Annotated in this window: 26 protein-coding genes; 8 read left to right on the top strand and 18 right to left on the bottom strand. The window is 63.6% G+C overall.

Annotated features, from left to right (window positions below):
* Positions 1-269 precede the first annotated feature (269 nt).
* The 12 genes from AC0L3A_RS10165 to AC0L3A_RS10110 all read right to left on the bottom strand — a co-directional run bounded on the left by AC0L3A_RS10165 (position 270) and on the right by AC0L3A_RS10110 (position 11,731).
* Positions 270-629 (bottom strand): Zn-ribbon domain-containing OB-fold protein, encoded by a 360-nt coding sequence (locus tag AC0L3A_RS10165; protein ID WP_473254283.1) that lies wholly within the window; start codon positions 627-629, stop codon positions 270-272.
* Positions 626-1,762: a thiolase family protein gene (locus AC0L3A_RS10160; RefSeq protein WP_473254282.1), complete on the bottom strand. Its 1,137-nt coding sequence runs from the start codon at positions 1,760-1,762 to the stop codon at positions 626-628. The genes AC0L3A_RS10165 and AC0L3A_RS10160 overlap by 4 nt, the downstream gene beginning before the upstream one ends.
* Positions 1,759-2,982, bottom strand: a complete 1,224-nt coding sequence (locus tag AC0L3A_RS10155) for a CaiB/BaiF CoA transferase family protein (RefSeq protein WP_007592310.1) — start codon at positions 2,980-2,982, stop codon at positions 1,759-1,761. The genes AC0L3A_RS10160 and AC0L3A_RS10155 overlap by 4 nt, the downstream gene beginning before the upstream one ends.
* A 118-nt stretch (positions 2,983-3,100) precedes the next feature.
* Positions 3,101-3,307, bottom strand: a complete 207-nt coding sequence (locus AC0L3A_RS10150) for a hypothetical protein (RefSeq protein ID WP_007592312.1) — start codon at positions 3,305-3,307, stop codon at positions 3,101-3,103.
* A 129-nt stretch (positions 3,308-3,436) separates the two neighbouring features.
* Positions 3,437-4,606 (bottom strand): acetyl-CoA acetyltransferase, encoded by a 1,170-nt coding sequence (locus tag AC0L3A_RS10145; protein ID WP_027569542.1) that lies wholly within the window; start codon positions 4,604-4,606, stop codon positions 3,437-3,439.
* Positions 4,607-4,665: 59 nt separating this feature from the next.
* Positions 4,666-5,316: a bifunctional 4-hydroxy-2-oxoglutarate aldolase/2-dehydro-3-deoxy-phosphogluconate aldolase gene (gene eda / locus AC0L3A_RS10140; protein ID WP_007592316.1), complete on the bottom strand. Its 651-nt coding sequence runs from the start codon at positions 5,314-5,316 to the stop codon at positions 4,666-4,668.
* Positions 5,317-5,329: 13 nt separating this feature from the next.
* Positions 5,330-6,310 (bottom strand): sugar kinase, encoded by a 981-nt coding sequence (locus AC0L3A_RS10135; RefSeq protein ID WP_473254281.1) that lies wholly within the window; start codon positions 6,308-6,310, stop codon positions 5,330-5,332.
* Positions 6,311-6,333: 23 nt separating this feature from the next.
* Complete coding sequence (gene denD, locus AC0L3A_RS10130; RefSeq protein WP_219684650.1) at positions 6,334-7,320, bottom strand: D-erythronate dehydrogenase; 987 nt, start codon at positions 7,318-7,320, stop codon at positions 6,334-6,336.
* Between the two features lie 79 nt (positions 7,321-7,399).
* Entirely contained in the window at positions 7,400-8,275 is an 876-nt protein-coding gene (locus AC0L3A_RS10125; protein ID WP_007592322.1) for a carbohydrate ABC transporter permease, read from the bottom strand.
* 2 nt (positions 8,276-8,277) lie between these two features.
* Positions 8,278-9,225, bottom strand: coding sequence for a carbohydrate ABC transporter permease (locus AC0L3A_RS10120; RefSeq protein ID WP_007592324.1), 948 nt, complete (start codon positions 9,223-9,225; stop codon positions 8,278-8,280).
* Positions 9,226-9,291: 66 nt separating this feature from the next.
* Positions 9,292-10,605, bottom strand: coding sequence for an ABC transporter substrate-binding protein (locus AC0L3A_RS10115; RefSeq protein ID WP_354127903.1), 1,314 nt, complete (start codon positions 10,603-10,605; stop codon positions 9,292-9,294).
* A gap of 64 nt (positions 10,606-10,669) precedes the next feature.
* A complete protein-coding gene (locus AC0L3A_RS10110) occupies positions 10,670-11,731 on the bottom strand; it encodes an ABC transporter ATP-binding protein (RefSeq protein WP_007592328.1) in 1,062 nt (353 codons plus the stop codon).
* Between the two features lie 202 nt (positions 11,732-11,933).
* Here AC0L3A_RS10110 and gntR point away from each other — a divergent pair, with 202 nt between their 5' ends.
* The 8 genes from gntR (at position 11,934) to AC0L3A_RS10070 (ending at position 19,599) form a co-directional block, all read left to right on the top strand.
* Positions 11,934-13,034 (top strand): HTH-type transcriptional regulator GntR, encoded by a 1,101-nt coding sequence (gene gntR, locus AC0L3A_RS10105; RefSeq protein WP_007592329.1) that lies wholly within the window; start codon positions 11,934-11,936, stop codon positions 13,032-13,034.
* 122 nt (positions 13,035-13,156) lie between these two features.
* The gene (locus AC0L3A_RS10100) at positions 13,157-14,986 is read left to right on the top strand and encodes an IlvD/Edd family dehydratase (RefSeq protein WP_354161366.1); all 1,830 of its coding nucleotides are present in this window, start codon (positions 13,157-13,159) and stop codon (positions 14,984-14,986) included.
* Between the two features lie 116 nt (positions 14,987-15,102).
* Complete coding sequence (locus AC0L3A_RS10095; protein ID WP_473254280.1) at positions 15,103-15,834, top strand: SDR family oxidoreductase; 732 nt, start codon at positions 15,103-15,105, stop codon at positions 15,832-15,834.
* Between the two features lie 120 nt (positions 15,835-15,954).
* The gene (locus AC0L3A_RS10090) at positions 15,955-16,701 is read left to right on the top strand and encodes an SDR family NAD(P)-dependent oxidoreductase (protein ID WP_219684647.1); all 747 of its coding nucleotides are present in this window, start codon (positions 15,955-15,957) and stop codon (positions 16,699-16,701) included.
* A gap of 27 nt (positions 16,702-16,728) precedes the next feature.
* The gene (locus AC0L3A_RS10085) at positions 16,729-17,880 is read left to right on the top strand and encodes a serine hydrolase domain-containing protein (protein WP_473254279.1); all 1,152 of its coding nucleotides are present in this window, start codon (positions 16,729-16,731) and stop codon (positions 17,878-17,880) included.
* Positions 17,877-18,269, top strand: a complete 393-nt coding sequence (locus AC0L3A_RS10080; RefSeq protein WP_473254278.1) for a GFA family protein — start codon at positions 17,877-17,879, stop codon at positions 18,267-18,269. The genes AC0L3A_RS10085 and AC0L3A_RS10080 overlap by 4 nt, the downstream gene beginning before the upstream one ends.
* A 161-nt stretch (positions 18,270-18,430) precedes the next feature.
* Positions 18,431-19,111, top strand: coding sequence for a site-2 protease family protein (locus tag AC0L3A_RS10075; protein ID WP_354127898.1), 681 nt, complete (start codon positions 18,431-18,433; stop codon positions 19,109-19,111).
* A gap of 65 nt (positions 19,112-19,176) precedes the next feature.
* Positions 19,177-19,599: a hypothetical protein gene (locus tag AC0L3A_RS10070; protein ID WP_219684657.1), complete on the top strand. Its 423-nt coding sequence runs from the start codon at positions 19,177-19,179 to the stop codon at positions 19,597-19,599.
* Here AC0L3A_RS10070 and AC0L3A_RS10065 read toward each other — a convergent pair.
* From AC0L3A_RS10065 to AC0L3A_RS10040, 6 genes are all read right to left on the bottom strand, one after another.
* Entirely contained in the window at positions 19,587-20,402 is an 816-nt protein-coding gene (locus AC0L3A_RS10065) for an energy transducer TonB (RefSeq protein ID WP_007592345.1), read from the bottom strand. The genes AC0L3A_RS10070 and AC0L3A_RS10065 overlap by 13 nt on opposite strands.
* A gap of 9 nt (positions 20,403-20,411) precedes the next feature.
* Positions 20,412-20,867, bottom strand: coding sequence for a TonB system transport protein ExbD (gene exbD / locus AC0L3A_RS10060; protein WP_018459254.1), 456 nt, complete (start codon positions 20,865-20,867; stop codon positions 20,412-20,414).
* A gap of 3 nt (positions 20,868-20,870) precedes the next feature.
* Entirely contained in the window at positions 20,871-21,791 is a 921-nt protein-coding gene (exbB, locus tag AC0L3A_RS10055) for a tonB-system energizer ExbB (protein ID WP_473254277.1), read from the bottom strand.
* Complete coding sequence (locus tag AC0L3A_RS10050) at positions 21,788-22,477, bottom strand: Fe2+-dependent dioxygenase (protein ID WP_219684641.1); 690 nt, start codon at positions 22,475-22,477, stop codon at positions 21,788-21,790. The genes exbB and AC0L3A_RS10050 overlap by 4 nt, the downstream gene beginning before the upstream one ends.
* 2 nt (positions 22,478-22,479) lie before the next feature.
* Complete coding sequence (locus AC0L3A_RS10045) at positions 22,480-24,876, bottom strand: TonB-dependent receptor (protein WP_473254290.1); 2,397 nt, start codon at positions 24,874-24,876, stop codon at positions 22,480-22,482.
* 227 nt (positions 24,877-25,103) lie between these two features.
* Complete coding sequence (locus tag AC0L3A_RS10040) at positions 25,104-25,343, bottom strand: hypothetical protein (RefSeq protein WP_007592354.1); 240 nt, start codon at positions 25,341-25,343, stop codon at positions 25,104-25,106.
* Positions 25,344-25,675: the final 332 nt, after the last annotated feature.

The following is a 25,675-nucleotide window of genomic DNA, read 5'->3' as shown; positions in this document are numbered from 1 at the left end:
GCTCGTCATCGCCAGCATCCTGTTCTACGGGCGCTAGTTAAGAGTCGGGTGAGAGCTTTCGTCATTCCAGGGTGGCCCTCGCACAGGCCAGGCCCAGAATTCCCGTTCCAGGCTCGGTCTCTCAGGACCGCCCCCGAATGACGAATCCCACCGCTGGCTTTGCAGTAGCCCGGATGGAGCGAAGCGCAATCGGGAAAGTCTATCGGTGAGGTGAAAATTCCGGATTTCGCTGCGCTCCATCCGGGCTACATTCGAGCATCCAAATTTCACTATCCATCTTTGGCGAAGAACGGCACCAGCCTGCCAGCGAACGGTTTGAAGCTCGCACTGACCTCATCGCCGATGGCGAGATCATTCTCACCATGCGCCATCATGCGAAAACCCTCGGCGCAATCGACCAGCAGGATGTTGAAGGGCACGTGCGACCGCGTCTCAGGCGTCGCGGCGCGGCAGACCAGCGACGTCGCGTAGACCCTGCCCTTGCCGCTGGCACGCTGCTCGCGCGGATCGGGCGCACCGCAGGCGGCGCAGAAGGTGCGATGGAAATACTGCACATGGCTGCAGGAGGTGCAGGTCTGAAAGGTGATGACTTGCACACCTTGGGTCCAATCCGCGATTCGCTCGCTCATCGCACCCGCTCCAGGAACATGCTGACGTGAGACGACAGCACGCCGCCGTCGCCGTGCAGGAGCGCGATCGAGGCGTCACGCACTTGACGATTCGTCGCCCGCCCCGTCATCTGCAGATGCGTTTCGACAAGATGCGCCATCGCGCCACCGACGCCGCAATGACCGTAGCTGAGCAGGCCGCCATGGGTGTTCAGCGGCATCGCGCCGTCGCGGCTGAAATGGCCTGCGCGCACGCGCGCGGCTGCCTCGCCCCGGCCAGCAAGGCCAAGGTCTTCCAGCAGCATCGCGAGCGTGATCGTAAAGCTGTCATAGATCGCGGCGTAGCGCACGTCGGAGATCGCAAGGCCGGTCGCCTCCTTGGCGCGGCCGACGGAGATCTCCGCGCCGAGCTCGCTCAGGGCGGGCGCTGCAGTGACGTGCTGATGGGTATGGGCCTGGGCACAGCCGCGAATGCGCACGCCGGCCTCTCCGGTCCGCTCGCGGCTAACGACGAAGGCTGCGCCGCCGTCGGACACCGGGCAGCAATCGAGCAGCTTCAGCGGCATCGCCACCGGCTTCGAGGCCATGACGTCGGCGACCTCGATGCGATCTTGGAATTGCGCACCGGGATGAGTGCAGCCGTGGGTGCGCATCAGCACCGCGAATTCGGCAAGGTCTTCTTCCGTCACGCCGTATTCGTGCATGTACCTGTTCGCGACCAGGCCGTAATAGGCGGGAATCGTCGGTCCGAGCGGCACTTCGTAATCGGGATGGCCGACCTGCGCCAGCGCCTGGATCGAGGCATCGCGGCTCTGTCCGGTGAGACGGTTCTCGCCTGCGACGACGAGCACATTGCGGGCGACGCCTGCTTCGACGAGATGATGGGCGAGCATGGTCATCGCGAGCCCGGTCGCGCCGCCGACCTGGACGGCATGGGCGTAACTGGGGCGGATGCCAAAATGCTCGGCAAAGACGGTCGCCAGCATGATGTGCGGCGAAACGGTGGAGTAGCCGCAGAGGATGCCGTCGATCTCGGCGCGCTCGAGCCCGGCATCGTCGAGCGCGGCCTGCGCGGCCTTGCTCATCAGGTCCAGCGAGGACGAGCCTTCGTGCTTGCCGAAAGGCGTGAGGCCGACGCCGGTGATAAAGCTCATGGGCGCACCAGTGCATCGTCATTCCGGGGCGGCGAACGGGTGACGCCATCGCGGACCATGGCGTCGATCTCGTCGGCGGAATAGCCGATCTCACGCAGGATTTCCGCGCCGTGCTCGTTGAGCTGCGGCGCGAGCCGCACCGGTTCGGCCCCGGTCTCGGACCAGGTCGCCGTCACCCTCATGCTCCGGATCGGCCCTTCTGTTGGATGGTTCACCACCGGGAAAAAGTTGGTCGCCTCCAGATGCTCATCATGCAGCATCGACGCGAGGTCGTGCATCGGCATCACGGGCACATCGGCCTTGGTCAGCAGGTCGATCCATTCCTCGGTGCTGCGCGTCTCGAAGATGCGCGCGAGCTCGGCATAGACGACGTCGATATTGGCGGCGCGGCCGGCGAATGTCGCGAACATCGCGTCGGCCCGCAGGTCGTCGCGTCCCGTCGCCTTGAAGAAGTTCTCCCACTGCTTGTCGTTGTAGACGATGACGCTGAGATAACCGTCCGAGGTCTTGTAGGGCCGGCGATCGCGCGAGAGGTGGCGGGCGTAACCGCCCTTGTCGAGCGGGGGCTCGTAGGTGAGCCCGCCCATGTGGTCGCCCATGACGAAGCCGGCCATGGTCTCGAACATCGGGATGTCGACGCGCTGGCCGCGTCCGGTGCGGTCGCGATGCACGAGGCTGGCGCAGATCGCGCCCACGGCGGTGAGGCCGACGATGCGATCGACCAGTGCGTTCGGCACATAGCGCGGCACGCCGTCGCCCGTCTGCGCCATCAAGGCCGGCAGCGCGGTGGCGCCCTGGATCAGGTCGTCATAGGCGGGTTTTGCAGCATACGGCCCGTCCTGGCCGAAGCCGAACACGCCGGCATAGACCAGACGCGGATTGATCTTGGAAACAACGTCATAGCCCAGTTGAAGCCGCGCCATCGCCTGCGGGCGGACGTTGTAGACGAGAACGTCGGCGTCTTTCAGCAAGCGCAGCACGGCCTCGCGGCCGGCGGGCTTCTTCAGGTCGAGGCAGATCGAGCGTTTGCTGCGGTTGGTGTTGAGGAACACCGGGCCCATGCCGGCGTGCCGCATCGGACCGATCAGGCGGGTGACGTCACCGTCCAGAGACTCCACCTTGATGACGTCTGCGCCATAGTCGCCGAGCATCTGGGTCGCATAGGGACCCATCAACACGGTGGTCATGTCGACGACCTTGATGCCCTTCAGCGGCCCCATCGTTCACTCCCGATTGCGCGGGCTCAAGCGAGCCCTGCGATTTCGGTCCAGCTAACGGCAGCGGCGGCGCATGCGCAAGGGCGGCCGGCGTATGGCCGCATGCGCCGGCCGCTAAGGGCTATTTCTTCTGACGGGATTCGCGAACCTTGAGGAGACGGTCGAGCTCCTCGTTCTGCTGGTTGATGCGGTCTGCGATCCGCGACTCGTTCTGCTCACCCGAGGCGGCCGCGGCCTGCTCGATGAGCTGGCGGATATTGTCCTCGAGAATCGCGATGCGATCGTTGAGTGCGTCCATCGACAGCGAATCTTCGTAGTCATTGCTCATGATGCATGTCCCGCGAATCAATCAGTGCCGTAGGGTGGGCAAAGCGAAGCGTGCCCACCATGATCTAGCGCAAACAAGATGGTGGGCACGGCGCTGGCTGCGCCTTTGCCCACCCCACAAGGTCGGAGCTTACTTCAGCGGCTCCAGCACGGAGACGTAGTTGGCAACCGCCGCACCGCCCATGTTGAAGATGCCGCCGAGTTTTGCATTCTTGAGCTGCATGCCCTCGGGCGCTTGGCCGGCGAGCTGCATCGCGGTCATCACGTGCATGGAGACGCCGGTGGCGCCGATCGGATGGCCCTTGGCCTTCAGGCCGCCGGACGGATTGACCGGGAGCTTACCGTCCTTGAGCGTCCAGCCTTCCTTGATGGCGCGGGCGCCCTGCCCCCTCGGCGTCAGCCCCATCGCTTCGTACTCGATCAGCTCGGCGACGGTGAAGCAGTCATGGGTCTCGACGAAGGAGAGATCCGACAGTGTAACGCCCGCCTTCTCCAGCGCGCGCTGCCAGGCGACCGTGCAGCCCTCGAACTGGAGGATGTCGCGCTTGGACATCGGCAGGAAATCCTGGGCGTGCGCGGTGGCGCGGAAGCCGATCGACTTGCTCATGCCCTTGGCGGTTTCCGCGTCGGCCAGCACCAGGGCAGCGGCACCGTCCGAGACCAGCGAGCAATCGGTGCGCTTCAGGGGGCCGGCAACGTAGGGGTTCTTCTCGCTCTCGGCGCGGCAGAACTCGAAGCCAAAGTCCTTGCGCATCTGGGCGAAGGGATTGGCGACACCGTTCTTGTGGTTCTTGGCCGCGATCAGCGCCAGTGCGTCGGACTGGTCGCCGTATTTCTGGAAATAGGAGCTGGCGATCTTGCCGAACACGCCGGCGAAGCCGCCGACGGTGTCGCCGTCCTCGGGCAGATAGGACGCCTTGAGCAGGTTCTTGCCGATCTCCGGCCCCGGCGTGCGCGTCATCTGTTCGACGCCGACAACGAGAACAATCCTGGCCGCGCCGGCCGCGATCGCGCGCACGCCCTGATGGACGGCGGCGGAGCCGGTGGCGCAGGCGTTCTCGACCCGGGTCGCCGGCTTGAAGCGCAGCTTCGGGTCGGCCTGGAGCACCAGCGAGGCGGTAAAATCCTGCGGCGAGAAGCCAGCGTTGAAATGGCCGAGCACGATCTCGTCGACATCGCCAGCCGAAATGCCGGCATCCGCCAGCGCCTCATTGGCGACCTTCACCACGAGGCTTTCCACGGTCTCGGTGTCGAACTTGCCGAACGGCGTATGCGCCCATCCGACGATGCTGGCGGTCATGGTCTTTCTCCCTGGCGGTCTCTTGCTGACCTAAGTCTTAGCTCAGGGATGGCAAGACTTCACGCGGGTTTAAGCGCCTGGAGGGTGCGCTGGCAGATGGCAGTTATGCCGGCCCAGTTCCCGGCCCTGATCTCCGCCGTCGGGCACAGCCAGGAACCGCCGACCGCGACCACGTTGGGCTCCGCGAGCCAGGTTGCCGCATTGGCCTCGCCGACCCCGCCAGTGGGGCAGAACCGCACGTTCGGGAACGGCCCACCCAGAGAGCGCAGCCCCTTGATGCCGCCAGCCTGCTCGGCCGGGAAAAATTTTGCGATGTCGAAGCCGTAGGACAGCGCCATCATCAGCTCGGACGCCGTGGCGATACCGGGCGCAAACGGCAAGGAGCTATGGGTGGCGGCCTTCAACAGGTCCGGGGTCAAGCCGGGGCTGATGCCGAACGCAACACCGAGCTTCTCGACACGCGTGAAGTCGGCCGGATTGAGAATCGTGCCGATGCCGACGATCGCCTCGGGCACCTCGGCCATCATCGCCCTCGCCGCCTCGATCGCAACGGGGGTACGCATGGTCACCTCCAGCGTGCGGACGCCGCCGGCGACCAGCGCACGCGCCAGCGGCACAGCATCCTGGATACGCTCGATGGTGAGGACGGGAATGACGGTCGCGGCCTTGAACAGCGCGGCGAGGTGGTTCTGTTGGGCAGTCGTGGTCATCTTGGCTTTCGTTTCACTTGGTCGCTTGACGCGTGGTCGCCGGCCGGTGCCGTTTCTTCGGTGGCATGGCATAACCCGGAATGATGGCGCCGGAATAGCAGATCACGAGGCTGGCGAGGCGGTGCCCGGCCTGGGCGGCCTCGACCGGGTCGGAACCGGCGAGCCGTGCAGCGATATAGGCCGCCGCAAAGCTGTCGCCGGCCGCGGTGGTGTCGACCACGGGCTTGGTCATGGGCTCGGCGCGGACCTCGTAGGGGCCCCCGGGAAAGCGCAGCAGGCTGACCGGCTCCGCGAGCCGGAACACCAGCTCGGGGGTCGGGATGCGCGCCATCAACTGTTCGTGGCTTTCGCCGGGATAGAGGGCGAGCAGATCCTCGGTCGAGGTCAGCACGATGTCGGCAGCCGCGAAGGCGGCTGAAAACACCTCGCGCGCGACGTCGCGATCCGGCCATCCCCGCGCGCGGAAATTGGTGTCGAACACGAAGCGGGTGCCGAGCAGGCGCGCACGCTTGATCGCTGCGAACAGGCGCTCGCGCCCGGCCGCGTCGTAGATCGAGAGCGTGATCGCAGAGAGATAGACGATGTCGTAGCTCATCAGGGAGTTGAGGAGATCGTCCGTCTCCGGCAGATTCATCAGCTGGCGCGCCGCCGCACTGTCGCGCCAGTGGAAGAACTGGCGCTCGCCCTTCGCATCCAGCTGGATCATGTAGAGGCCGGGCAGCTTGCCCGGCAGCCGCGCGACGCGCCTCGTGCCGACGCCCTCCGCAGTCCAGGCCGCGATCATCTCATCGCTCAGGGCATCGTCGCCAAGCGCGGTGAAATAGTCGACCTTGACCTCGAGCCGCGCGAGGTACACGGCCGTGTTGAGAGTATCGCCGCCGAATCCACGCGAGTAGAGGCCGCCACCCTGCCCGCCGGAAAGTCCGGCGGATTGTCCACCCTGGGCCTGCCGGAGCTCGACCATGCATTCGCCGATGCAAGCAACGCTCGCCATCACTTTACCCGCTCAGTCAGAGATCACGCGACGAAATTGCCGCCGAGCTCGTCTTCGATGTGAATGCGGATGATGTCGTCGAAAGTCTTCTCAGCGGTGGTGAAGCCGAGCTCGAGCGACCGCTTTGCATTGAAGTTGCGCGGCCAGCCGCCGACGATGCCGACGATGAAAGGATCTGGCTCCCGCTTGATGCGGGCGGCGACCTTGTCGCCGGCGACGCGTTTCAGCGCAGCGATCTGCTCGCCAACCGTCGCCGACAGGCCCGGCATGGTCAAATTACGGCGCGGCCCCACCGCGGCGAGGTCCATGGTGCCGGCATGCAGCAGGAAGCCGACGGCTGAGCGCGGCGTGGCATGCCAATGGCGGACGTCCTCGGACACGGGAAGGACCGCTTCCTTGCCGGCCAGCGGCTCGCGCAGAATATTGGAGAAGAAGCCCGATGCCGCCTTGTTGGGCAGGCCGGGCCTGATGCAGATGGTCGGCAGGCGGATGCCGATGCCGTCGAGGAAGCCGCGGCGGGAATAGTCGGCCAGCAGCAGTTCGCCAATCGCCTTCTGCGTGCCGTAGCTCAGAAGCGGCGTGTGGAAGAACTCGTCGCCGATCGCATCGGGGAACGGCGCGCCGAACACCGCAATCGAGGACGTGAAGACCACGCGCGGCTTGTAGCCGCCGCCTGCGAGCCTGACGGCATCGAGCAGCATCCGCGTGCCGTCGAGATTGATGCGGTAGCCCTTGTCGAAATCGAGCTCGGCTTCGCCCGAGACGATCGCGGCGAGATGAAAGATCACGTCCGGACGGCCGGCGATCAGCTTTTCGGCCGCACCCGGCATGGCGAAATCGCTCGACACCGTCTCGACGGCAAAACCGGCTTTTTCCGGCGCCTTCGGCTCGACCACGTCATGCATGGTCAGCTTGGTGATGTCGCTCTTGCCAAGCCGGCCGTCGCGCAACAACCGTTCGCACAATTTGCGGCCGACCATGCCGGCGGCGCCCAGAACCAGAATGTGCAAGAGCCTACTCCTTTTTATTGGCCGGAACGCGCCGATTTCGGCGATTCGTCCTGGCGCGCTCTCAAGGCGGGCCCCGCGATCATTCCTTCACGGCGCCGGTCATCGCCGACACATAGTACTCCACGAAGAAGGAATAAAGGATAACTACGGGAACCGAGCCGGTCAGGGCCGCCGCCATCAGCGCGCCCCAATGGTAGACGTCGCCATTGACGAGCTCGGTGATCGCGCCGACGGGGATCGTCTTGTTCTCGGACGACGAGATGAAGGTCAGCGCGTAGATGAACTCGTTCCAGGATAGCGTGAAGGCGAAGATGCCCGCCGAGATCACGCCCGGCAGCGAAAGCGGCAGCGTGATCTTCATCAGAATCTGCAGCCGCGTCGCCCCGTCGATCAGCGCACACTCCTCCAACTCATAGGGAATGGTGCGGAAATAACCCATCAGGAGCCAGGTGCAGAACGGGATCAGGAAGGTCGGATAGGTCAGGATCAGCGCCAGGTTGCCGTCGAACAGCCCGAGCTGAAACACGATCGCCGCCAGCGGAATGAACAGGATCGAGGGCGGCACGAGATAGCCGAGGAAGATCGCAAGGCCGACATAGCGCGAGCCTTTGTAGCGCAGGCGTTCGATCGCGTACGCGGCGCAGACGCTGGCGAACAGCGAGATGAAGGTCGAGGACACCGAGACGATCACGGTGTTCCACATCCAGAGCGGATAGTCGGTGTCGAAGAACAGCTTCTTGATGTGCTCCAGCGTCGGATGCACAATCCAGAACGGATTGTACTTTTCATAGTCGTACATCTCGGCGTCCGGCTTGAACGTCGCGACCGCCATCCAGTAGAACGGGAATAGCAGGAAGAAGATGATCAGGCCGAGCGGAAGGTAGACGCGAAAAAACTTCCGCGGAAAACTTTCCAGATAGTCCATTCCGACGCTTTGGTCGTCCGCTGTGGTCATGGTCAGTCCCTCCCGCCCTGCTGCCAGCGGGAACGCTGAAGCCCGAAAAAGCTGAGCAGGATCGCCGCGACCAGGAACGGAATCATCGCGTTCGAGATCGCCGCGCCCTCGCCCAGATTGCCGCCGGTGATGGCGCGCTGGAACGACAGCGTCGCCATCAGATGGGTGGAGTTGATCGGCCCGCCCCGCGTGATGGTGTAGATGAGCTGGAAGTCGGTGAAGGTCATCAGCACCGAGAACGTCATCACGACCGCGATGATCGGCGACAGCATCGGCAGCGTGATGTGGCGGAAGCGCTGCAGATTGGTGGCACCGTCGAGATTGGCGGCCTCATAGAGCGAGGGCGAGATGGTCTGAAGTCCCGCCAGCAGCGTGATCGCCACGAAAGGAACGCCGCGCCAGATATTGGCGGCGACGACCGACCAGCGCGCATTCCAGGGATCGCCAAGGAAATCGATATAGCGTGTGATCAGGCCGGCCTTGATCAACACCCAGGAGATGATCGAGAACTGGCTGTCATAGATCCACCAGAACGCGATCGCAGAGAGTACCGTGGGCACGACGAAGGGCAACAGCACGATTGCCCGGATCATCGACTTCATCGGCAGCCGCTCGTTGAGCAGCAGCGCCAAATAGAGGCCGATAGCAAATTTCACCGCGCTGGCGGCGACCGTGTAGAAGATGGTGTTGAACACCGACAGCCAGAACACCGAGTCCTTCGCCAGCGAGACGAAATTCTGGAAGCCGATGTAGCGTCCGGCACCGCCGATCTTGGTGTCGGTCATGCCGAGCCAGAAGCCGAGCGCCAGCGGGTAAGCCAGAAACAGAATGAGGATGGCGATCGCCGGCACCATGAACATCGCGCCGAGGAAATGCCGGCTCTCGAATGCTCTGGTCCACAAGCTGCTGCGCTTGGCCTGCGCGACAGTGGACTCGGCCATAACTGCCATGTCGGATTCCCCTCGACGAAAAGTCGCGGCGTCCGGCGAACCGGACGCCGTGCAGATTGGAGCTGATCAGACCTGGTAGTAGCGCTTGGCGCGCTCGGCTGCGCGTGCGGCTGCCGCCTTCGGCGTCACGGAGCCCGACGCCGCCTCGGCGAACATGTCGACGACGACGAAGTCGCCCATCACGGCGGCGGAGGCATAGCCGAGATCGCCGGCATAACCGTTGTCGCGGCAGCGCTTCAGGCAGTCGCGATACGGCGTGATCTTGGGATCGGAGGTCCACACCGGGTTGTCGTTGTAGGCCGGAAGCGGCGGCGACACGTAGCCGTTGGAGGAGACCTCCCAGGCGTCGTAGTTCGCCTTGTCCATCATGAACTTGATGTATTCCTTGACCGCCTTCGGATACTTCGAGTGCTTGTAGCCGTAATAGACGAGTACGTTCTGCTGCTCGGTCGACACGCCCACGGGCCCGATCGGCATCGGCGCGTGGTTCATGTCCTTGGCGATCTCCTGCTGCTTCGGGTCGGTCGAGTTCTTTCCGACGGTCCAGATCGAGATGCCGTTCAGCGTCAGGCTAAGCTCGCCGTTGAGGAACGCCTTGTTGTTGTTCGAGTCATTCCACGACAGCACGCCGGGGATGAAGGTCTCGTAGAGCTGCTTGACGTATTCGAGCGCGGCGATCGTCTCCGGCGAGTCGATCACGACCTCGTTCTTCTCGTTGACGACCTTGCCGCCGAAGGCCCACAGCGCCCACTGGCACCAACCGTTGGCGTCACCCGTGGCGTGGCCGAGCGCGAAGCCGGCCGGCGTGTTGTTCTTCTTCAGCGCCTGGCAGAGCTTGAGGAAGCCGGCGGTGTCCTTGGGAAATTCATCGAAGCCGGCGGCCTTCACGTGACTGACGCGGTAGTTGAGGCAGCCGCCGGTCGCGCCCTGGGGAATGGCGATCCAGCTGTTGCCCTTCTTGCCGTAGCGTTCAGCAACCGGATACCAGCCGCCATATTGCGCGCCGAGATAGTCGGCGACGTCAGTCATGTCGATCAGCTTTTCCGGGAACTTGTGGGGATCATCGAGCGTGCCGATGATCAGGTCGGGACCGGCGCCGACATTGGCGGCGACCGCGGCTTTCGGGCGGATGTCCTCCCAGCTCTCGGCCTCGAGCTTGACCTTGACGCCGGTCTTCTCGGAAAACGCCTTGGTCTGCTCGGCGAATTTGTCGAACTCGGCCTGAATGAACTGCTTCCAGCGCAGCACGCGGATGGAGGCGTTCGCCTCGGGCGTGTTGGTCCACTCCGCCGCGCGCACCGGGACGATGCCCGGGCCGGCCAGCAGCGCCGCGCCGCCCAGACCGACTTTAAGCACACTTCGCCTGTCGAAATCGCTCATCGTTCTCTCCCTAAATTTTATATTTGTATTGGGTCGTCTTGTATTGGGCAGTTCTTCGGCGTCGCTACACGCGTTTGCCCGTCGCCTCGTCGAACAGATGAATTACGGAAGGATCGGGCTTCAGCTTGACCTTGTCACCCGGGTTGAACTGGTGACGTTCGCGGAAGACCGCGACGACCTGCTCACCACCGAGCTTCGCAAACACCTGCGTTTCCGAGCCGGTCGGCTCGACCACGACGATCTCGGCATCGGCGCCGTCGTCAGCGATGGTGAAATGCTCTGGGCGTACGCCGTAAACGACAGGACGCCCGTCGGACGCCGCCGGCGCGTTCCTGAGCGGCAGCTTCACGCCATTCGGCCCCTCGAAGGTCGCAACGCCGTTGACGCGCACATGCCCCTTCAGGAAGTTCATGGACGGCGAGCCGATAAAGCCGGCGACGAACTGGTTCTCGGGCTTGTCGTAGAGCTCGAGCGGCGTACCCATCTGCTCGACGATGCCGTCATGCATGACGACGATCTTGTCGGCCATGGTCATGGCCTCGATCTGATCGTGGGTGACGTAGACCGTCGTGGTCTTCAGCCGCTGGTGCAGCTCCTTGATCTCGGTGCGCATCGCGACGCGCAGCTTGGCGTCGAGGTTCGACAAGGGCTCGTCGAACAGGAAGACCTGCGGGTCGCGCACGATGGCGCGGCCCATGGCGACGCGCTGGCGCTGGCCGCCGGAGAGCTGGCGCGGATAGCGTTCGAGCAGCGGCGACAGTGCCAGGATCTCGGCGGCGCGCTTGACGCGCTTGTTGATCTCTTCGGTGCTCTCGCCCCGCAGCTTCATCGAGAAGCCCATGTTCTCGCCGACCGTCATGTGCGGATAGAGCGCGTAGTTCTGGAACACCATCGCAATGTCCCGCTCCTTCGGCTGGACATTGTTGACGACGCGGTCGCCGATCGAGATCGTGCCTGAGGTGATATTCTCGAGACCGGCGAGCATGCGCAGAAGCGTCGACTTGCCGCAGCCGGAGGGACCAACCAGGACAACGAACTGGCCGTCCTCGATCGGAATCGAAACGCCGTGCAGGACTTCAAAATTGCCGAACGATTTCCGCACGTCGCGGATTTGCACAGACGACATCTAGCTCCCTCCTCGAAAGTCCACGACGCATCTCGCGCCGCGACCGTCTTGTTTTTTCAGACTTCACCGAACGAAGCCCAACCTTAGCGGGCGACATTGTCGGCAGTTTGTGCGGTTTTGGCAATTTGTCTTTGGTTAGTCCGTGCTGGTAGCGCTGTCAACGTTCCTTTGTTTGCGACAGTGAGTGTGTTAAGAGCAGCAAATGGGTCGAAACCGCACCAAGTCAGGCAAAATCCGGCTGGCGGAAGTCGCCGAGCTCGCCGGCGTAAGCCCGATCACAGCGTCCCGCTTCTTCCGCAATCCCGAGGCGCTGTCGCTCGCCAAACGGACACGGGTCGAGAGCGCGGCCAGGGAGCTCGGCTATGTGCCGAACCTGGCGGCGCGCGCGTTGGCTTCGCAGCGCACCGAGGTGATCGGTGTCTTGATTCCGTCACTGACCAATAACGTGTTCTCCGACGTGCTGCGCGGCATCTACGACGCCTCCGAAAACAGCCGTTACTCGATCCAGCTGTCCAACACACGCTACAGTATTCTCCAGGAGGAGAAGCTGCTGCGCCTGTTTCTCGCGCAGAAGCCGGCCGGGCTGATCGTCACCGGCATCGACCAGACCACGGAATCGCGCGCGATGCTCGATGCCGCCGACTGCCCGATCGTGCAAATCATGGAGATCGGGCCCCATCCGGTCGACATGATGATCGGCTTTTCGCACTATGACGCAGCCCGTGCGGCGGTTGCACATCTGTTCGCGCAAGGTCACCGCAAGATCGGCTTCGTCGGCGCGCGGATGGATCCGCGGGTACAGCGGCGGCTCGACGGATACGTCTCGGCCATGAAGGACGCAGGACTATTCGAGCAACGCCTCGTCGTCACGACGGCGACTCCGACCTCGGTGACGCTCGGAGGCGCCCTGTTCACCGATCTCCTGGCGCGGGAGCCAGGCATGGATGCGGTGTTCTGCGCCAATGACGACCTCGCGCTGGGTGTGCTGTTCGAATGCAGGCGCCGCGAGATCGCCATCCCCGAACAGATCGCGATCGTCGGCTTCAACGATCTGGAATTCATGGCCTCCGCGGTCCCGACTCTGACGAGCGTGCGCACCAACCGCTACGAGATGGGCAACACGGCCGCCAGCATGCTGATCGACGCGATCGACGGACGGCGCCCGGAACATCCGGTGCTCGATCTTGGCTTCAAGGTGATCGAGCGGCAAAGCTCGTCGGCCCGGCGGTCGGACAACCGGCCAGCCGCTTCAGGCACAGGCGCTGCGAACAAAATGGTAGCGTTACCAAGCGGCCATGACTAGTATCGGATTTGTGAGGAAACGACCCGCCAGCGGGCAGGCAAATCGTCGCTCGCGCCGTTGGGCATCGCACAAGCCGATACCATAAAACGGACGCCAGTGCGTTTGCATTGCAGGAGAAACCAATGACAAAAAAACCAACCAATGGGCATGCCCCCGCCGGCAATGGCGCTCGCCGCCACCTCCGCTCGCAGGAATGGTTCAACAATCCGCATAATCCGGGCATGACCGCGCTCTATATGGAGCGCTATCTGAACTATGGTCTCACCCGCACCGAGCTTCAGTCCGGCAAACCGATCATCGGCATCGCGCAGACCGGCAACGACCTCTCCCCTTGCAACCGCCACCATATCGAGCTTGCCCATCGCGTCCGCGAAGGCATCCGCGAGGCCGGCGGCATTGCGATGGAATTCCCGACCCATCCGATCCAGGAGACCGGAAAGCGCCCGACCGCGGCGCTCGACCGCAACCTCGCTTATCTCGGCCTCGTCGAGATCCTCTACGGCTATCCGCTTGACGGCGTGGTGCTAACCACCGGCTGCGACAAGACTACGCCAGCCTGCATGATGGCGGCGGCAACCGTCAACCTGCCTGCAATCGTGCTGTCGGGCGGGCCGATGCTGAACGGCTGGCACAACGGCGAGCGCACCGGCTCCGGCACGATCGTCTGGAAATCGCGCGAGCGCCTCGCCGCCGGCGAGATCGACTATGAAGAGTTCATGGAGATCGTGGCGTCATCGGCGCCCTCAGTCGGCCATTGCAACACCATGGGCACCGCCTCCACCATGAACGGGCTCGCCGAAGCGCTCGGCTTCTCGCTTCCGGGCTGTGCGGCGATCCCCGCCCCCTATCGCGAGCGCGGCCAGATCGCCTACGAGACGGGAAAACGCATCGTCGACATGGTCTGGGAAGACCTCAAGCCTTCGGACATCCTGACCCGCAAGGCGTTCGAGAACTGTATCGTGATCAATTCGGCGATCGGCGGCTCGACCAACGCACCGATCCACATCAACGCGCTGGCGCGCCACATCGGCGTTGAGCTCTCCATCGACGATTGGCAGAAGGTCGGTCACGACGTGCCGCTGCTGGTCAACATGCAGCCGGCCGGCTTCTATCTCGGCGAGGAATTCCACCGCGCCGGCGGCGTGCCGGCCGTGGTGCGCGAGTTGATGAAGCACAAGCGCATCCACGAGGACGCGGTCACGGTCAACGGACGCGGCATCGGCGAGAATTGCGCCAATGCACCAAAGCCCGACAACGACGTGATCTGGGCTTACGACAAGCCGCTGGTGAAGGACGCCGGCTTCCTGGTGCTGAAGGGCAATCTGTTCGATTCCGCGATCATGAAGACCAGCGTGATCTCCAAGGAATTCCGCGATCGCTACCTCAGCAATCCGACCGATCTCAATGCCTTCGAGGGCCGCGCCGTCGTGTTCGAGGGGCCTGAGGACTATCACGAGCGGATCGACGATCCCTCGCTCGAGATCGACGAGCGCTGCGTGCTGTTCATCCGCGGCACCGGCCCGATCGGCTATCCCGGCGGCGCCGAGGTCGTGAACATGCAGCCGCCTGCGGCGCTGATCAAGCGCGGCATCATGTCCCTGCCCTGCATCGGCGACGGCCGGCAGTCAGGCACCTCGGGCTCACCTTCGATTCTCAATGCTTCGCCGGAAGCCGCCGCCAATGGCGGGCTCGCGATCCTCAGGAACGGCGACAAGGTGCGCGTCGATCTGAACAAGGGCAGCGCCAACATTCTCATCTCGGACGACGAGGTGAAGAAGCGCCACGCCGAGCTCAAGGCCAATGGCGGCTTCAAGCATCCGCCGAACCAGACGCCGTGGCAGGAGCTTTATCGCAACACCGTCGGCCAGCACGCGACCGGCGCCTGCATGGAGCTCGCCACGCGCTACCAGAACGTCGCCGGCAGCTTTGGTGTGGCGCGGGATAATCACTGAATTAGGAACACTTAGCCCGGGTGAGCGAAGCGACACCCGGGACATCGGCTCCCGGATATCGCGCTCGCGCGCTCATCCGGGCTACGGCACTGAGCACATCGAGGAGAAAGAAGAAAATGGCAGACCGCCTCAAGGGAAAGCGCGCCGTCGTCACGGCTGCAGCGGCAGGCATCGGACGCGCATGCGCCGTCGCCTTCGCGCGTGAAGGCGCAACCGTCATCGCCACCGACATCAACGAGAGCGGCATCGCGGGCCTGACCAAGGAAGGCATCGCCGAGGTCGCCAAGCTCGACGTGCGCAGCACCGCCGACGTCAACGCCTTCGCCAAGCGCGTCGGCAAGGTCGACATCCTGCTCAACGCAGCGGGCTTCGTGCACCACGGCACCATCCTGGAGTGTTCGGAAGAGGATTTTGATTTCTCGTTCGACCTCAACGTCAAGTCGATGCACCGGACCATCAGAGCCTTCCTGCCGGACATGCTCGCGGGCGGCGGCGGCAGTATCGTCAACATCTCCTCCTGCGCTGCGCTGCGGCCGCCGGCCAACCGCTACGTCTACAGCTCCTCGAAGGCCGCGGTGTCGCTGCTGACGCGCGCGGTCGCACTCGACTTCATCACCAAGGGCATCCGCTGCAACAGCATCTGCCCGGGCACCGTCGAGACGCCTTCGATGCTCGACCGCGCCGCAGCGCAGGGGCCGCAGGGCAAGGAGATGTTCGTCTCCCGCCAGAAGATGGGCCGGCTCGGCACCGCCGACGAGATCGCGTCGATGGCGGTCTATCTCGGCAGTGACGAAAGCGCCTTCACCACCGGCGTCGACCTCGTCGTCGACGGCGGCTACATGCTCTGATCACTCCTCATCCCGAGGAGGCGCGTCAGCGACGTCTCGAGGGATAGGCCACGGGCTCTATGGTTCGAGACGCGCGCAAGTGCGCGCTCCTCACCATGGGGATAGATAAGGGGATTTGGCATGAACAAGATCGATCTCAACGGCCGTGTCGCCATCGTCACCGGCGGCGCGCAGGGCTTCGGCCGCGCCATCGTTCAGCGCTTCGTCGCCTCCGGCGCCAAGGTTGCGATCTGGGATTTCGACGCCGCGCTGGCCGAGAAGACGTCAAAGGAAATTGGCGGCGAAACAAAAGTCTTCAAGGTCGACGTCACCGATACCGCGGCCGTCGAGCAGGCTCGCGACGCGACGCTTGCCGCCTTCGGCAAGATCGACATCCTCGTCAACAATGCCGGCATTGCCGGGGTCAACAAGCCGGTCTGGGAGACCGATCTCGAGGAATGGCGCAAAGTTCTGCGCATCAACCTGGACGGCCCCTTCATCTGCTGCAAGGCGATCGTGCCCGCGATGCTCAAGCAGAAATACGGGCGCATCGTCAACATCGCCTCGATCGCCGGCAAGGAAGGCAACCCGAACGCCTCGCACTATTCGGCCTCCAAGGCCGGCCTGATCGCGCTGACCAAGTCGCTCGGCAAGGAACTGGCGGCACATGACATCCTCGTCAATGCGGTCACGCCCGCGGCTGCGAAGACCGCGATCTTCGACCAGATGACGCAGCAGCATATCGACTTCATGCTGTCGAAGATTCCGAAAGCGCGCTTTGTGCTGGTGGAAGAGCTAGCCGCGATGGTGAGCTGGCTCGCATCCGAAGATTGTGCCTTCTCCACCGGCGCGGTGTTTGATATCTCCGGCGGACGGGCGACCTACTGAGGCAACGGCCGTCCGAAGGGGCGCACCATGCGGTTTGGGCGGCGTGATTTTGTGAAGCTCGCGGCGAGCGCGCTGCCGTTGCTTTCGCACGATGCGCTTGCGCAACTCACGCCCAACCCGGCGAACATCGGCCCGCCGTCGCCGGCCGAGCGCGACGCCATGGCACGGCTCGCGCACAGCTTCATGGACAGATATGGCGTGCCGGCGCTGTCCTTTGCGATCGGCTATGCCGGCACTGTTGTCCACGAGGACGCCTTCGGTGTTGCCGATATCGAGCGGAACGAGGCCGTGACGCCGCGGCATCTGTTCCGGATTGCCAGCGTCAGCAAGATGATCACGTCGGTCACGATCTTCCGCCTGATCGAGGCGGGCCGCCTCAAGCTGACGGACCGGGTGTTCGGCCCCGGCGCGCTGCTCGGCACCGAATACGGGCCGCCGCCCTACTCTGCCGGTATCGACCAGATCACGCTCGAGCATCTCCTGACGCACACCGCCGGCGGCTGGAGCAACGACAACCGCGATCCCATGTTCACGCATACCCGGATGGATCATGCCGGGCTGATCACCTGGACGCTCGCCAACCGGCCGCTGGACCTCTTGCCGGGCCAACGCTACGCCTACTCGAATTTCGGCTATTGCGTGCTGGGGCGCGTCATCGAGAAGCTCACTGGCCAATCCTATGCCGAGCATGTCCGCAGCGAGGTGCTCGCACGCTGCGGCGTCACCGACATGACCATCGCGCGCGACACGCGCGAGCAGCGCCAGGACGGCGAAGTCGTCTATTACGGCCAGGGCGAAAATCCCTACGGCATGAACGTCCCGCGGATGGATTCCCACGGCGGCTGGATCGCGACGCCGGCGGACCTGGTTCAGTTTCTGATGCATGTCGACGGCTACACGAAGCCCGTGAACATCCTACGGCTGCGCACCATAGAGATCATGACCACCGCACCCGCTGATAGCCCCAACTACGCCAAAGGCTTCTGCGTCAACAAGTCAGACAATTGGTGGCACAATGGCAGCCTGCCGGGCACCAGCACGATTGCGGCACGGACCCATGGCGGCTTCTGCTGGGCCGCCTTCACCAACACCAGACGCAGGAGTTCCGACATGGATGGCGAACTCGACAAGCTAAACTGGAGCATGGCGCGTCAGGTCGCCGAGTGGCGGGTCGCATGATCCGGGAAGGCGGATGCCTGTGCGGCGCGGTGCGATTCAAGACCGAGGGCGAGCCGCTCAACGTCCGCATCTGCCATTGCCGCCTCTGCCAGAAGGCGATGGGCTCGCCCTATTTCGCCCGTGCGCAATTCGACCAGCGCGCGTTGACCGTCGAGGGCGACACCGAGCGCTATGCGTCATCCGAGCACATCGACCGCGTGTTCTGCAAGCGCTGCGGCACGCGCCTGTTCGCCTGGCGGCGCAACGGCACGCTGGCTGGCGTCGCACTGGCGACCTTCGACGATCGCAACGCGTTTGTGCCGACCGAGCACATCTGGGTCAGCGAAAAGATGGGCTGGGTGACGATCGAGGACGGCATGATCCGATATGAGGGGACGATCCCGACGTAGCTCATCCGGCGCCAAGGCTCGACGTCATGGCCGCCGGTCTCGCCGATTATTTGCGGCGTGGCATTTCGGAACCGGCCACCCTATGTTGAGGTGAAGCGTTGCTGCACCACCGGTTGGCTGGGTCGGCTGCAAGACCGCAGGCAAATCGGGACGGACGAGCCGTGAACATTTCTTTGTATGACCTCTCGGTGTGGGTGCTGCCGCTGGTGCTCGCCATCACCTTCCACGAGGCTGCGCACGCCTTCGTCGCATATCGTCTCGGTGACGACACGGCATGGCAGCTCGGCCGTGTCAGCTTCAACCCTATCAGGCACATCGACCCGTTCGGCACGCTGATATTGCCGGCGATGCTGCTGTTCGCGCATTCGCCGTTCCTGTTTGGCTATGCCAAGCCTGTGCCGGTGAATTTCCGCAAGCTCAACGCCCCCAGGCTCGGCATGGTGTGGGTGGCGCTGGCCGGGCCCGCCACCAACATCCTGCTGGCGCTGGCCGCAGCTCTTGCCCTGCACGCCCTGCCCTGGGCTCCAGCCAACTCGGCGCAATGGATCTTCGACAATCTCAAGAACGCACTGCTGATCAACGCGGTGCTGGCGGTGTTCAACATGATGCCGATCCCGCCGCTCGACGGCGGACGCGTCGCGGTCGGGCTGCTGCCCCGGCCGCTCGCCCTGCCCCTGGCGCGGCTCGAGCCGTTCGGGATGCTGATCCTGATCGGTCTGCTGATCCTGCTACCGCTGGCGGGCTCCCAGTTCGGTCTAAATCTTGATGTTATTTCAGCAATACTGCGAACGTTGACCGGTTATGTGATTCAGGGTGTTCTCATTCTGACCGGCAATGCGTAGTTGAACAGCGACACACCCGAACACAAGCCGAAGGGCTCGAGGCCGACTTGGTCAAAGCTGCCGATATGCTGATCGCGCGACGCGCCGATACCCGCGCCCGCGCGGATTTCGCCACCTGGAAGATGATGGCCAAGCTCAACGGGTCGTCCGCGCTGCCTCCTGGGGCGCAGGAGTTCCTCGTGAGCTACAAGAACCTGCAGGCGCAGATGAACGAGGGTGAGGCGACCGAGGCCACCATCGGCGCCATCTACAAGGCCTACTATGCCGAGATGGGCGGCGCGGGAACCCCGCCTGACGTCCGCCCCCGTCCGGCCGAACCGGCGGCGGACAATGTTACCGCTTTCCGTCGCCCAGACCCGAAACCGAAGAAGGCCAGTTTCTTCGGGGCAGCGACCGCGGGCGCAAGCCAGAAACGGCCGCTCCCGGTGGCGCTGATCTTCGCCTGCCTGGTCGTGGTCTATGTCGGGATCAGGTTCTACTGGCGCTGAGCCGTCTTCTTCTTTTTCTTTGCGTCCGGCGGCGTGAAGATGATGTCGACGGTGCGCTCGAACCGGTCGTCGGTCAGGCTGGCAGGCGGCTGCGGGATGGGATCGGACTTGCGGACAATCGAGATCGCAGCCGCATCGTAAGCTGCATCCCCGGACGACTCGACAACGTCGACTGAAAGCACGTTACCCCGTCGGTTGATCGCGAAGCTGACCTTGACCTTCTGATTGTTGGGCTCCTTGCCCTCCGGGTTGACCTTGTGGGCCGTGAGATGCGCGCTGATCTTGCGATTCCAGTCTGCCGTGAGCTTCAGAATATCCTTACCGATGCCGAGCACAGGCGCCAGCGCCTTCTCGGCCTCGCGCGCGTCCTCGTCGAGCGTCTGCCGCGCCGTCGCAACGGACTTCGGCGAAGCTTCCGCAGCGGGCGTTTCGACCGCCGCAATCTTCGGATCCTCGTCCTGCGGCTTCTTCGAGATGTTCTCGGTGACGACCCGATCGGGATCGTCGACCTGTTGCGACTGATCCTTTGGAAGCTCGGTTTCCTTGGTCTCGGCCTTTTGCTCGGGAAGCGCCTGCTGCTCCTGCATCGCCTCACTATCCGGTCCCGGCGGAAGGTCGGTGTCAGGCGCCTTCGGCGAGGCCATCTCGACAGCGAACTCCGCGCCGGCCGCGCCGAGGCCATCGTCGCCGTCGTCGGCCCGCAGGTGCGCCAGCGCGAGCGCGGCACCACCGAGATGCAGCGCGAGCGCCGCCAGCGCTGCCAAAATCCAAAGCGTCCGGGCTGGTCTGGACTCATCCGACATCGCGGGCCTCTAAGGCTGAGCGGCGCCTGCCGCAGGCGCTCCCGGAGCGCCTTCCAGCGCAACCAGCTTCACCCGCGAATAGCCGCCGGAGCGCAACAGCTCCATGACGCCCATCAACTCGCCGTACGGCACCGAGCGATCGGCGCGCAGGAAGACGTACTTGTCCTTGCTCATGTCGGACAGACCGTCGAGCGTGCCGATCAACTCGGCGCGGTGAACCGGGTTCTCCCCGATGGCAAGGGTCAAATCGGGCTTGATGCTGAGATAGGTCGGCTTGTCCGGCTTCTTCTGCGGCGTCGCGCTCGACGTCGGCAGATCGATCGGCAGGTCGACCGTCGAGAGCGGCGCTGCGACCATGAAGATGATCAGCAGCACCAGGATGACGTCGATGAACGGCGTGACGTTGATTTCATGCGTTTCGCCGAAATCGTCGTCGTCATCATTGTCTGCGAGCGAAACGCCCATGGTTCACTCCGCCGCGCGCGAATGCACGCTGCCGTGACTGCGGTCGAGATCGCGCGAGAGCAACCGCCCCGCAGCGCCCGAGGCACGGCTGACGAGCTCGAGATAGCTCTTCGTCACGCGCGAGAAGTAGTTGTAGATGATGACGGCGGGAATGGCGGCGACCAGGCCGATCGCAGTGGCGAGCAGCGCCTCGGCGATGCCGGGCGCGACGACGGCGAGGTTCGTGGTCTGCGACTTCGAGATGCCGATGAAGCTGTTCATGATGCCCCACACGGTGCCGAACAGGCCGACGAAGGGCGAGGTCGAGCCGATGGTCGCGAGCACGCCCATGCCGACGCGGATGCGCCGCGCCTCCGCGCGCATGATCTCGGAGAAGCTCGAAGCGGCCCGCTCCTTGATGCCGCTGTCGCTGGAGAGGCCGGCCGACATCCGCGCCTCCCGCAGCGCCGCCGCCAGGAAGGACGGCAGGATGCCCTCCTTGGCGCCGAGCGCCATCTGCGCTTCCGCGAGCGAGCGCGCCTCTGCGATCCTCTTCAGCGCCGAACGAAGCTTGGTCGCGGCGATCGACAATTCGATCGACTTGGCGATCAGCACCGTCCAGGTCATCAGCGATGCAAAAGCGAGCCCGATCATCACCGCCTTCACGATGATGTCCGCCGACATGAACATCACCCAGGGCGACAATTCCTTCATGGCGGGCGCGATACCGGCTGCCGTATCGGACTTTGCAGCCGCCGGCACGGCAGCTTGGGGCGCCGCAGGCGGAGCAACAACCGGGGCCGGGCTGACCGCTGACGGCTGAGCCGTCGATTGAACCGGTGCCGCGGGCGCGGCTTGCGTCTGGGCAGAAACAGGGGATGCAAGCCAGGCGGCCGCCAGCACCAGAGCTGCGGCAAGGCTTGCTTGGAAGGACATGATCTTCATACTTCGGCCCAGTAGCGAATGAGGTTGTGATAGATACCCGTCAATTTGACCGTTTCGGGATCGTCACGCCCGAGCCGTTCCACCAGCGCCTGTATCGCGGTGTCGAGGTCAAAGATCATGCTCCGGGCTTGATCGTCCCGTATCATGCTCTGAAGCCAGAAGAAAGATGCAACCCGCGTTCCCCTGGTCACCGGGGTCACGAGATGGAGGCTGGTCGAGGGATAGAGCACGCAGTCCCCGGCTTGCAACTTGACTTCGTGCGAACCGTAGCTGTCCTCGATCACAAGTTCGCCACCGTCGTACTCCTCCGGCTCGGCCAGGAACAGCGTCACCGAGAGGTCTGTGCGGATGCGAAGGCCGGTCAGGCGGTCGCCTCGGATGGCATTATCGACATGCAGGCCAAAATGGTGGCCGCTGCTGGCCGCATAGCGGTTGAACAGCGGTGGGAAGATCTGGAGCGGGATCGCCGCCGCGATGAAGCGCGGATTCGACGTCAGCGCCGAGATGATGCGGTTGCCGAGTTTTCGCGCGATCTCGCTATCGGGCGGCAGTTGCTCGTTGCGCTTGACCATGGCCGATTGCGAGCCGGCGGTGGAACGGCCGTCCTCCCATTCGCTGGCATCCATGATGCGGCGGAAATCCGCCACATCATCTTTGCTCAGGACGCCAGGAAGGCAGGTCAACATGATCAGAACTTCGCCGTCGTGATGAGGTAGAACGCCCGCCCCGGCGCGACCGCGACGAAGGGAACCGCGCTGCGATAGAGCGTGTCGTAGTAGAGCTTGTTGGTGAGATTCTGGGCGTAGAACTTCATCGTCCAGTTCTTGTCGATCTTCTTCTCGACGAACGCGTCGAAGCGCCAGTAGCTCGGCAGCTCGTTGCCGGTGTTGGCGGCGAACGTGCCGCCATACACCTTCGAACGGTACACCGCCTGACCGCCCAGCTCCCAGCCGTCGTCGAACTTGTACTTGGTCAGCATGCTGAACGATTGATGAGCCACGTTGGCAAGCTGCAGGCCGAGATTTGAGGCGACACCGCTCTGCGTGACCTTCGATTGCATCAACACCAGGCCGCCGAAGATGCTCCAGCGATCGGTGATCTTGCCTTCGGCCTCGATATCGATGCCCTGGATCCTGTAGGCAGCGCCCGAAGTCAGCAGGCCGCTGACGGTTTCGCGCGCATTGTCCTTCGTGGTCTGGAACAGCGCGGCGCTGACCAGCAAATGGCGATCAGCTAGCTCCCATTTGGTGCCGAGCTCGGCTGCCTTATTGCGCTCCGGCCCGAGCAAGATAGCCGTGTTGGCAGGAATGCCGCCGTAATCGGTGGCGGTCGCATCAAGCTCCGATCCGAACGGATTGGCGGAGGTCGCATAGGCCGCATAGAGGCTGCCGATCGACATCGGCTTGTAGACCAGGCCGACGTTGTAATTGACGAGATCGGCGTTCTGCTTGAGATGGTCCGCGTTGGTCGACGAACTCTGGCTGTAGCCATCGTAGCGCACGCCACCATTGACGATGATCGTGTCCTGCCAGTTCGCGGTGTCCATGACGTAGACGCTGCTGGTGTTGACGCCATAGCGCGTCGGATTTCCAACCAGCGACGGCGTGTTGCTGAAGGGAATGTAGGTGTACTGCGGCGAGTAAAGGTTCACCCCCGTGACCGCCCCGCTGCTGGTCGAGCCGCCGCCGAACAGTTCCGACGAGAGGCCGGTGTAACGGTCGATCGAGATATTCTCGTTCGAATATTCGACGCCGAACACCGCCGTGTGCTTGACCCCGCCGGTGTCGAGCTTGAAGGTGGCCTCGTTCTGGTTGGCCCACACGTCCACGTTCTGGTAGCGGCTCTGCGCGCTCGCCGTCGTCGTCCAGAGCAGCGGATTGGGGCTCGTCGTAACCGGGTTCTGCGGCAGCGTGCCGATATAATTCAGCAGCGAGTGCTCGCCGCGCACCTTGCTGCTCAGCGTGATGGCCTCGTTGACCTTGTACTCGATCGTGCCGGTGCCGAAATCTTGCCGCGCGGTCTGGAAGTCGCGGTTGAGGAAGCCGTACCAGTTGCCACGCGGAATGCCCGCCGACGTCACTGGGACGTTGCCCTGCTTGTAGTAGGGCACGCCGAAATCAGGATAGCCGCTGAGGTCGGTGTGGACGTAGTTCGTCGTGATCTTGATGTCGTTGGTCGGGGTATACCTGGTCGAGATGAACGAACCCCAGCGATTGTCGGTGACGTAATCGCGGCCGGCGACGTTGGCGTCCTGGAACAGGCCGCCGGCGCGCACCGAGAACGTGGGATCGATGACCTGGTTGACGTCGAGCGTGACCCGCTTGGTCCGGTCGGTGCCGAACTCGGTGTCCATTCGCTTGAAATTGACGTCGCCAGCCTGCTTGGTAACGATGTTGATGGCACCGCCGGCGGTGCCGCGGCCGGCGTAGGACGAGGCCGGCCCACGCAGAATCTCAATCTGCTCGGTGAAGAAGTTCTCGCGGATCGAGACCGCGGGATCGCGGATACCGTCGATGAAGACGTCGTTGCGCGCATCGAAGCCGCGGATGAAGAAGCGATCCCCGAACGCGTTGCCGCCTTCCCCAGATCCCAGCGTCACGCCGGCGGTCGAGCGCCCGATCTCCTTCAGCGTCGTGGCGTTCTTGTCCTCGAGCACTTCCTTGCTGAGCACGGTGATGGTCTTCGGCGTGTTCAGCATCGGCTCCGGAAACTTGCCGGAGGCCTGGACGTGGTCAACCTTGTAGGGCGCCGCCGGATCGGAATACGGATTACGGTCGACTTCGCCGGACGGCGTGGTGGGAGCGGTCTGCTGCGCCGCCTGCTGACGCTGCGCGGTGCGGCGAAGCGCATTGCGCGCGCGGACCTGGTCCGCCGTCGGCTTCGAAGCCACCGGGCGCGGACGCGCGACCGGCGCATCGACCGTTACCGGCGGCAGGTTCGACTGCTGCGCCTCGGCACCGCTCGACACCGATGCTGCTGCGATCAGGCCGGCGACTGCGGAGACCTTCTTGCCGGAAACGCTCGTCAACTTCTCATCGAATGCTGCGACCGAACGCAACGACTTCGGTGCGACCACCTGCCCCATTACCAACACGCCCCATATTCCTGTTCGCCCATTCACTTCGACGAGCGATTGGAGTGTTGGTATCGACCGCAAAATAGCGGGTCAATGCGAGTAAGCCGCGAGAACCCTTGAATAAGTCCAGATCAAAGCGATTCTAAACTGCAGTTTGAAATCGTTCTAAAGCACGATTGGATTCGTTCTAAAGAGCGCACGAAAATGCCGCGAGATCGGCGGTCGCGCGCGCATCGTCAATCGCTACTTGGCGGCTTCATCAGCGAGAACAATTCGTCGACGGTCTTCTGCGCCACGGCGCGCACGCGATCGCTGTTGTCCATGCCGGCAATGTTGACGCCGCCGACGACGGCTCTGATCTCGTCGCGGAAGTCGGTGAGAAAGCGCAAGGGATCACGCTGCTCGTTGGCGACGCGTGCGATCAGTCCCGTGATCAGGATTTGACACGCGATCAGCTTGCCGTTCAGTTCGTCCATGCTGCGCTCCCGTTGTGGCGCGCCGATATGACTGATGCCGGTTTGCCTGACAACCGAAACGGCCTCCGCGCGACTTAGAACCGTTCTTGCGAGCCGCCCCGCGCAGCGCATCCCTATCCCGCGCACACCGCTTCCGAGCATTGCACAAGATTTACTCGCGGATCGTTCGTCGCGGGGGAATGCAGCACTGCACACCGTAGTGACACGGAGCTGCCTAAGCAGTGCAAAGCTTTCCAATTGTTTAGGATTCTCAGCCGTTAGTGCTGTTTACACTGGAACTTGGCGTGTATTATACAAGCGCGCTGGAACCCTATGATTGCCCCAAAATTCGT

The sequence above is a fragment of the Bradyrhizobium sp. MI1.3 genome (genome assembly GCF_055811695.1).
The sequence above is the reverse complement of the archived record's forward strand: the minus strand, read 5'-3'. Positions and strand labels throughout refer to the sequence as shown.

Bases quoted from the DNA above. Each gene is read 5' to 3' on its own strand.
- AC0L3A_RS10050 (WP_219684641.1), bottom strand. From the start codon at position 22,477: ATGTTGACCTGCCTTCCTGGCGTCCTGAGCAAAGATGATGTGGCGGAT.
- AC0L3A_RS10125 (WP_007592322.1), bottom strand. From the start codon at position 8,275: ATGACCACAGCGGACGACCAAAGCGTCGGAATGGACTATCTGGAAAGT.
- exbB (WP_473254277.1), bottom strand. From the start codon at position 21,791: ATGAAGATCATGTCCTTCCAAGCAAGCCTTGCCGCAGCTCTGGTGCTG.
- AC0L3A_RS10160 (WP_473254282.1), bottom strand. From the start codon at position 1,762: ATGAGCTTTATCACCGGCGTCGGCCTCACGCCTTTCGGCAAGCACGAA.
- AC0L3A_RS10110 (WP_007592328.1), bottom strand. From the start codon at position 11,731: ATGTCGTCTGTGCAAATCCGCGACGTGCGGAAATCGTTCGGCAATTTT.
- AC0L3A_RS10120 (WP_007592324.1), bottom strand. From the start codon at position 9,225: ATGGCAGTTATGGCCGAGTCCACTGTCGCGCAGGCCAAGCGCAGCAGC.
- AC0L3A_RS10080 (WP_473254278.1), top strand. From the start codon at position 17,877: ATGATCCGGGAAGGCGGATGCCTGTGCGGCGCGGTGCGATTCAAGACC.
- AC0L3A_RS10085 (WP_473254279.1), top strand. From the start codon at position 16,729: ATGCGGTTTGGGCGGCGTGATTTTGTGAAGCTCGCGGCGAGCGCGCTG.
- eda (WP_007592316.1), bottom strand. From the start codon at position 5,316: ATGACCACGACTGCCCAACAGAACCACCTCGCCGCGCTGTTCAAGGCC.
- AC0L3A_RS10155 (WP_007592310.1), bottom strand. From the start codon at position 2,982: ATGGGGCCGCTGAAGGGCATCAAGGTCGTCGACATGACCACCGTGTTG.
- AC0L3A_RS10150 (WP_007592312.1), bottom strand. From the start codon at position 3,307: ATGAGCAATGACTACGAAGATTCGCTGTCGATGGACGCACTCAACGAT.
- AC0L3A_RS10115 (WP_354127903.1), bottom strand. From the start codon at position 10,605: ATGAGCGATTTCGACAGGCGAAGTGTGCTTAAAGTCGGTCTGGGCGGC.
- AC0L3A_RS10070 (WP_219684657.1), top strand. From the start codon at position 19,177: ATGCTGATCGCGCGACGCGCCGATACCCGCGCCCGCGCGGATTTCGCC.
- AC0L3A_RS10145 (WP_027569542.1), bottom strand. From the start codon at position 4,606: ATGACCGCCAGCATCGTCGGATGGGCGCATACGCCGTTCGGCAAGTTC.
- AC0L3A_RS10040 (WP_007592354.1), bottom strand. From the start codon at position 25,343: ATGGACGAACTGAACGGCAAGCTGATCGCGTGTCAAATCCTGATCACG.
- AC0L3A_RS10165 (WP_473254283.1), bottom strand. From the start codon at position 629: ATGAGCGAGCGAATCGCGGATTGGACCCAAGGTGTGCAAGTCATCACC.
- AC0L3A_RS10100 (WP_354161366.1), top strand. From the start codon at position 13,157: ATGACAAAAAAACCAACCAATGGGCATGCCCCCGCCGGCAATGGCGCT.
- exbD (WP_018459254.1), bottom strand. From the start codon at position 20,867: ATGGGCGTTTCGCTCGCAGACAATGATGACGACGACGATTTCGGCGAA.
- AC0L3A_RS10090 (WP_219684647.1), top strand. From the start codon at position 15,955: ATGAACAAGATCGATCTCAACGGCCGTGTCGCCATCGTCACCGGCGGC.
- AC0L3A_RS10135 (WP_473254281.1), bottom strand. From the start codon at position 6,310: ATGGCGAGCGTTGCTTGCATCGGCGAATGCATGGTCGAGCTCCGGCAG.
- AC0L3A_RS10045 (WP_473254290.1), bottom strand. From the start codon at position 24,876: ATGGGGCAGGTGGTCGCACCGAAGTCGTTGCGTTCGGTCGCAGCATTC.
- AC0L3A_RS10095 (WP_473254280.1), top strand. From the start codon at position 15,103: ATGGCAGACCGCCTCAAGGGAAAGCGCGCCGTCGTCACGGCTGCAGCG.
- gntR (WP_007592329.1), top strand. From the start codon at position 11,934: ATGGGTCGAAACCGCACCAAGTCAGGCAAAATCCGGCTGGCGGAAGTC.
- AC0L3A_RS10065 (WP_007592345.1), bottom strand. From the start codon at position 20,402: ATGTCGGATGAGTCCAGACCAGCCCGGACGCTTTGGATTTTGGCAGCG.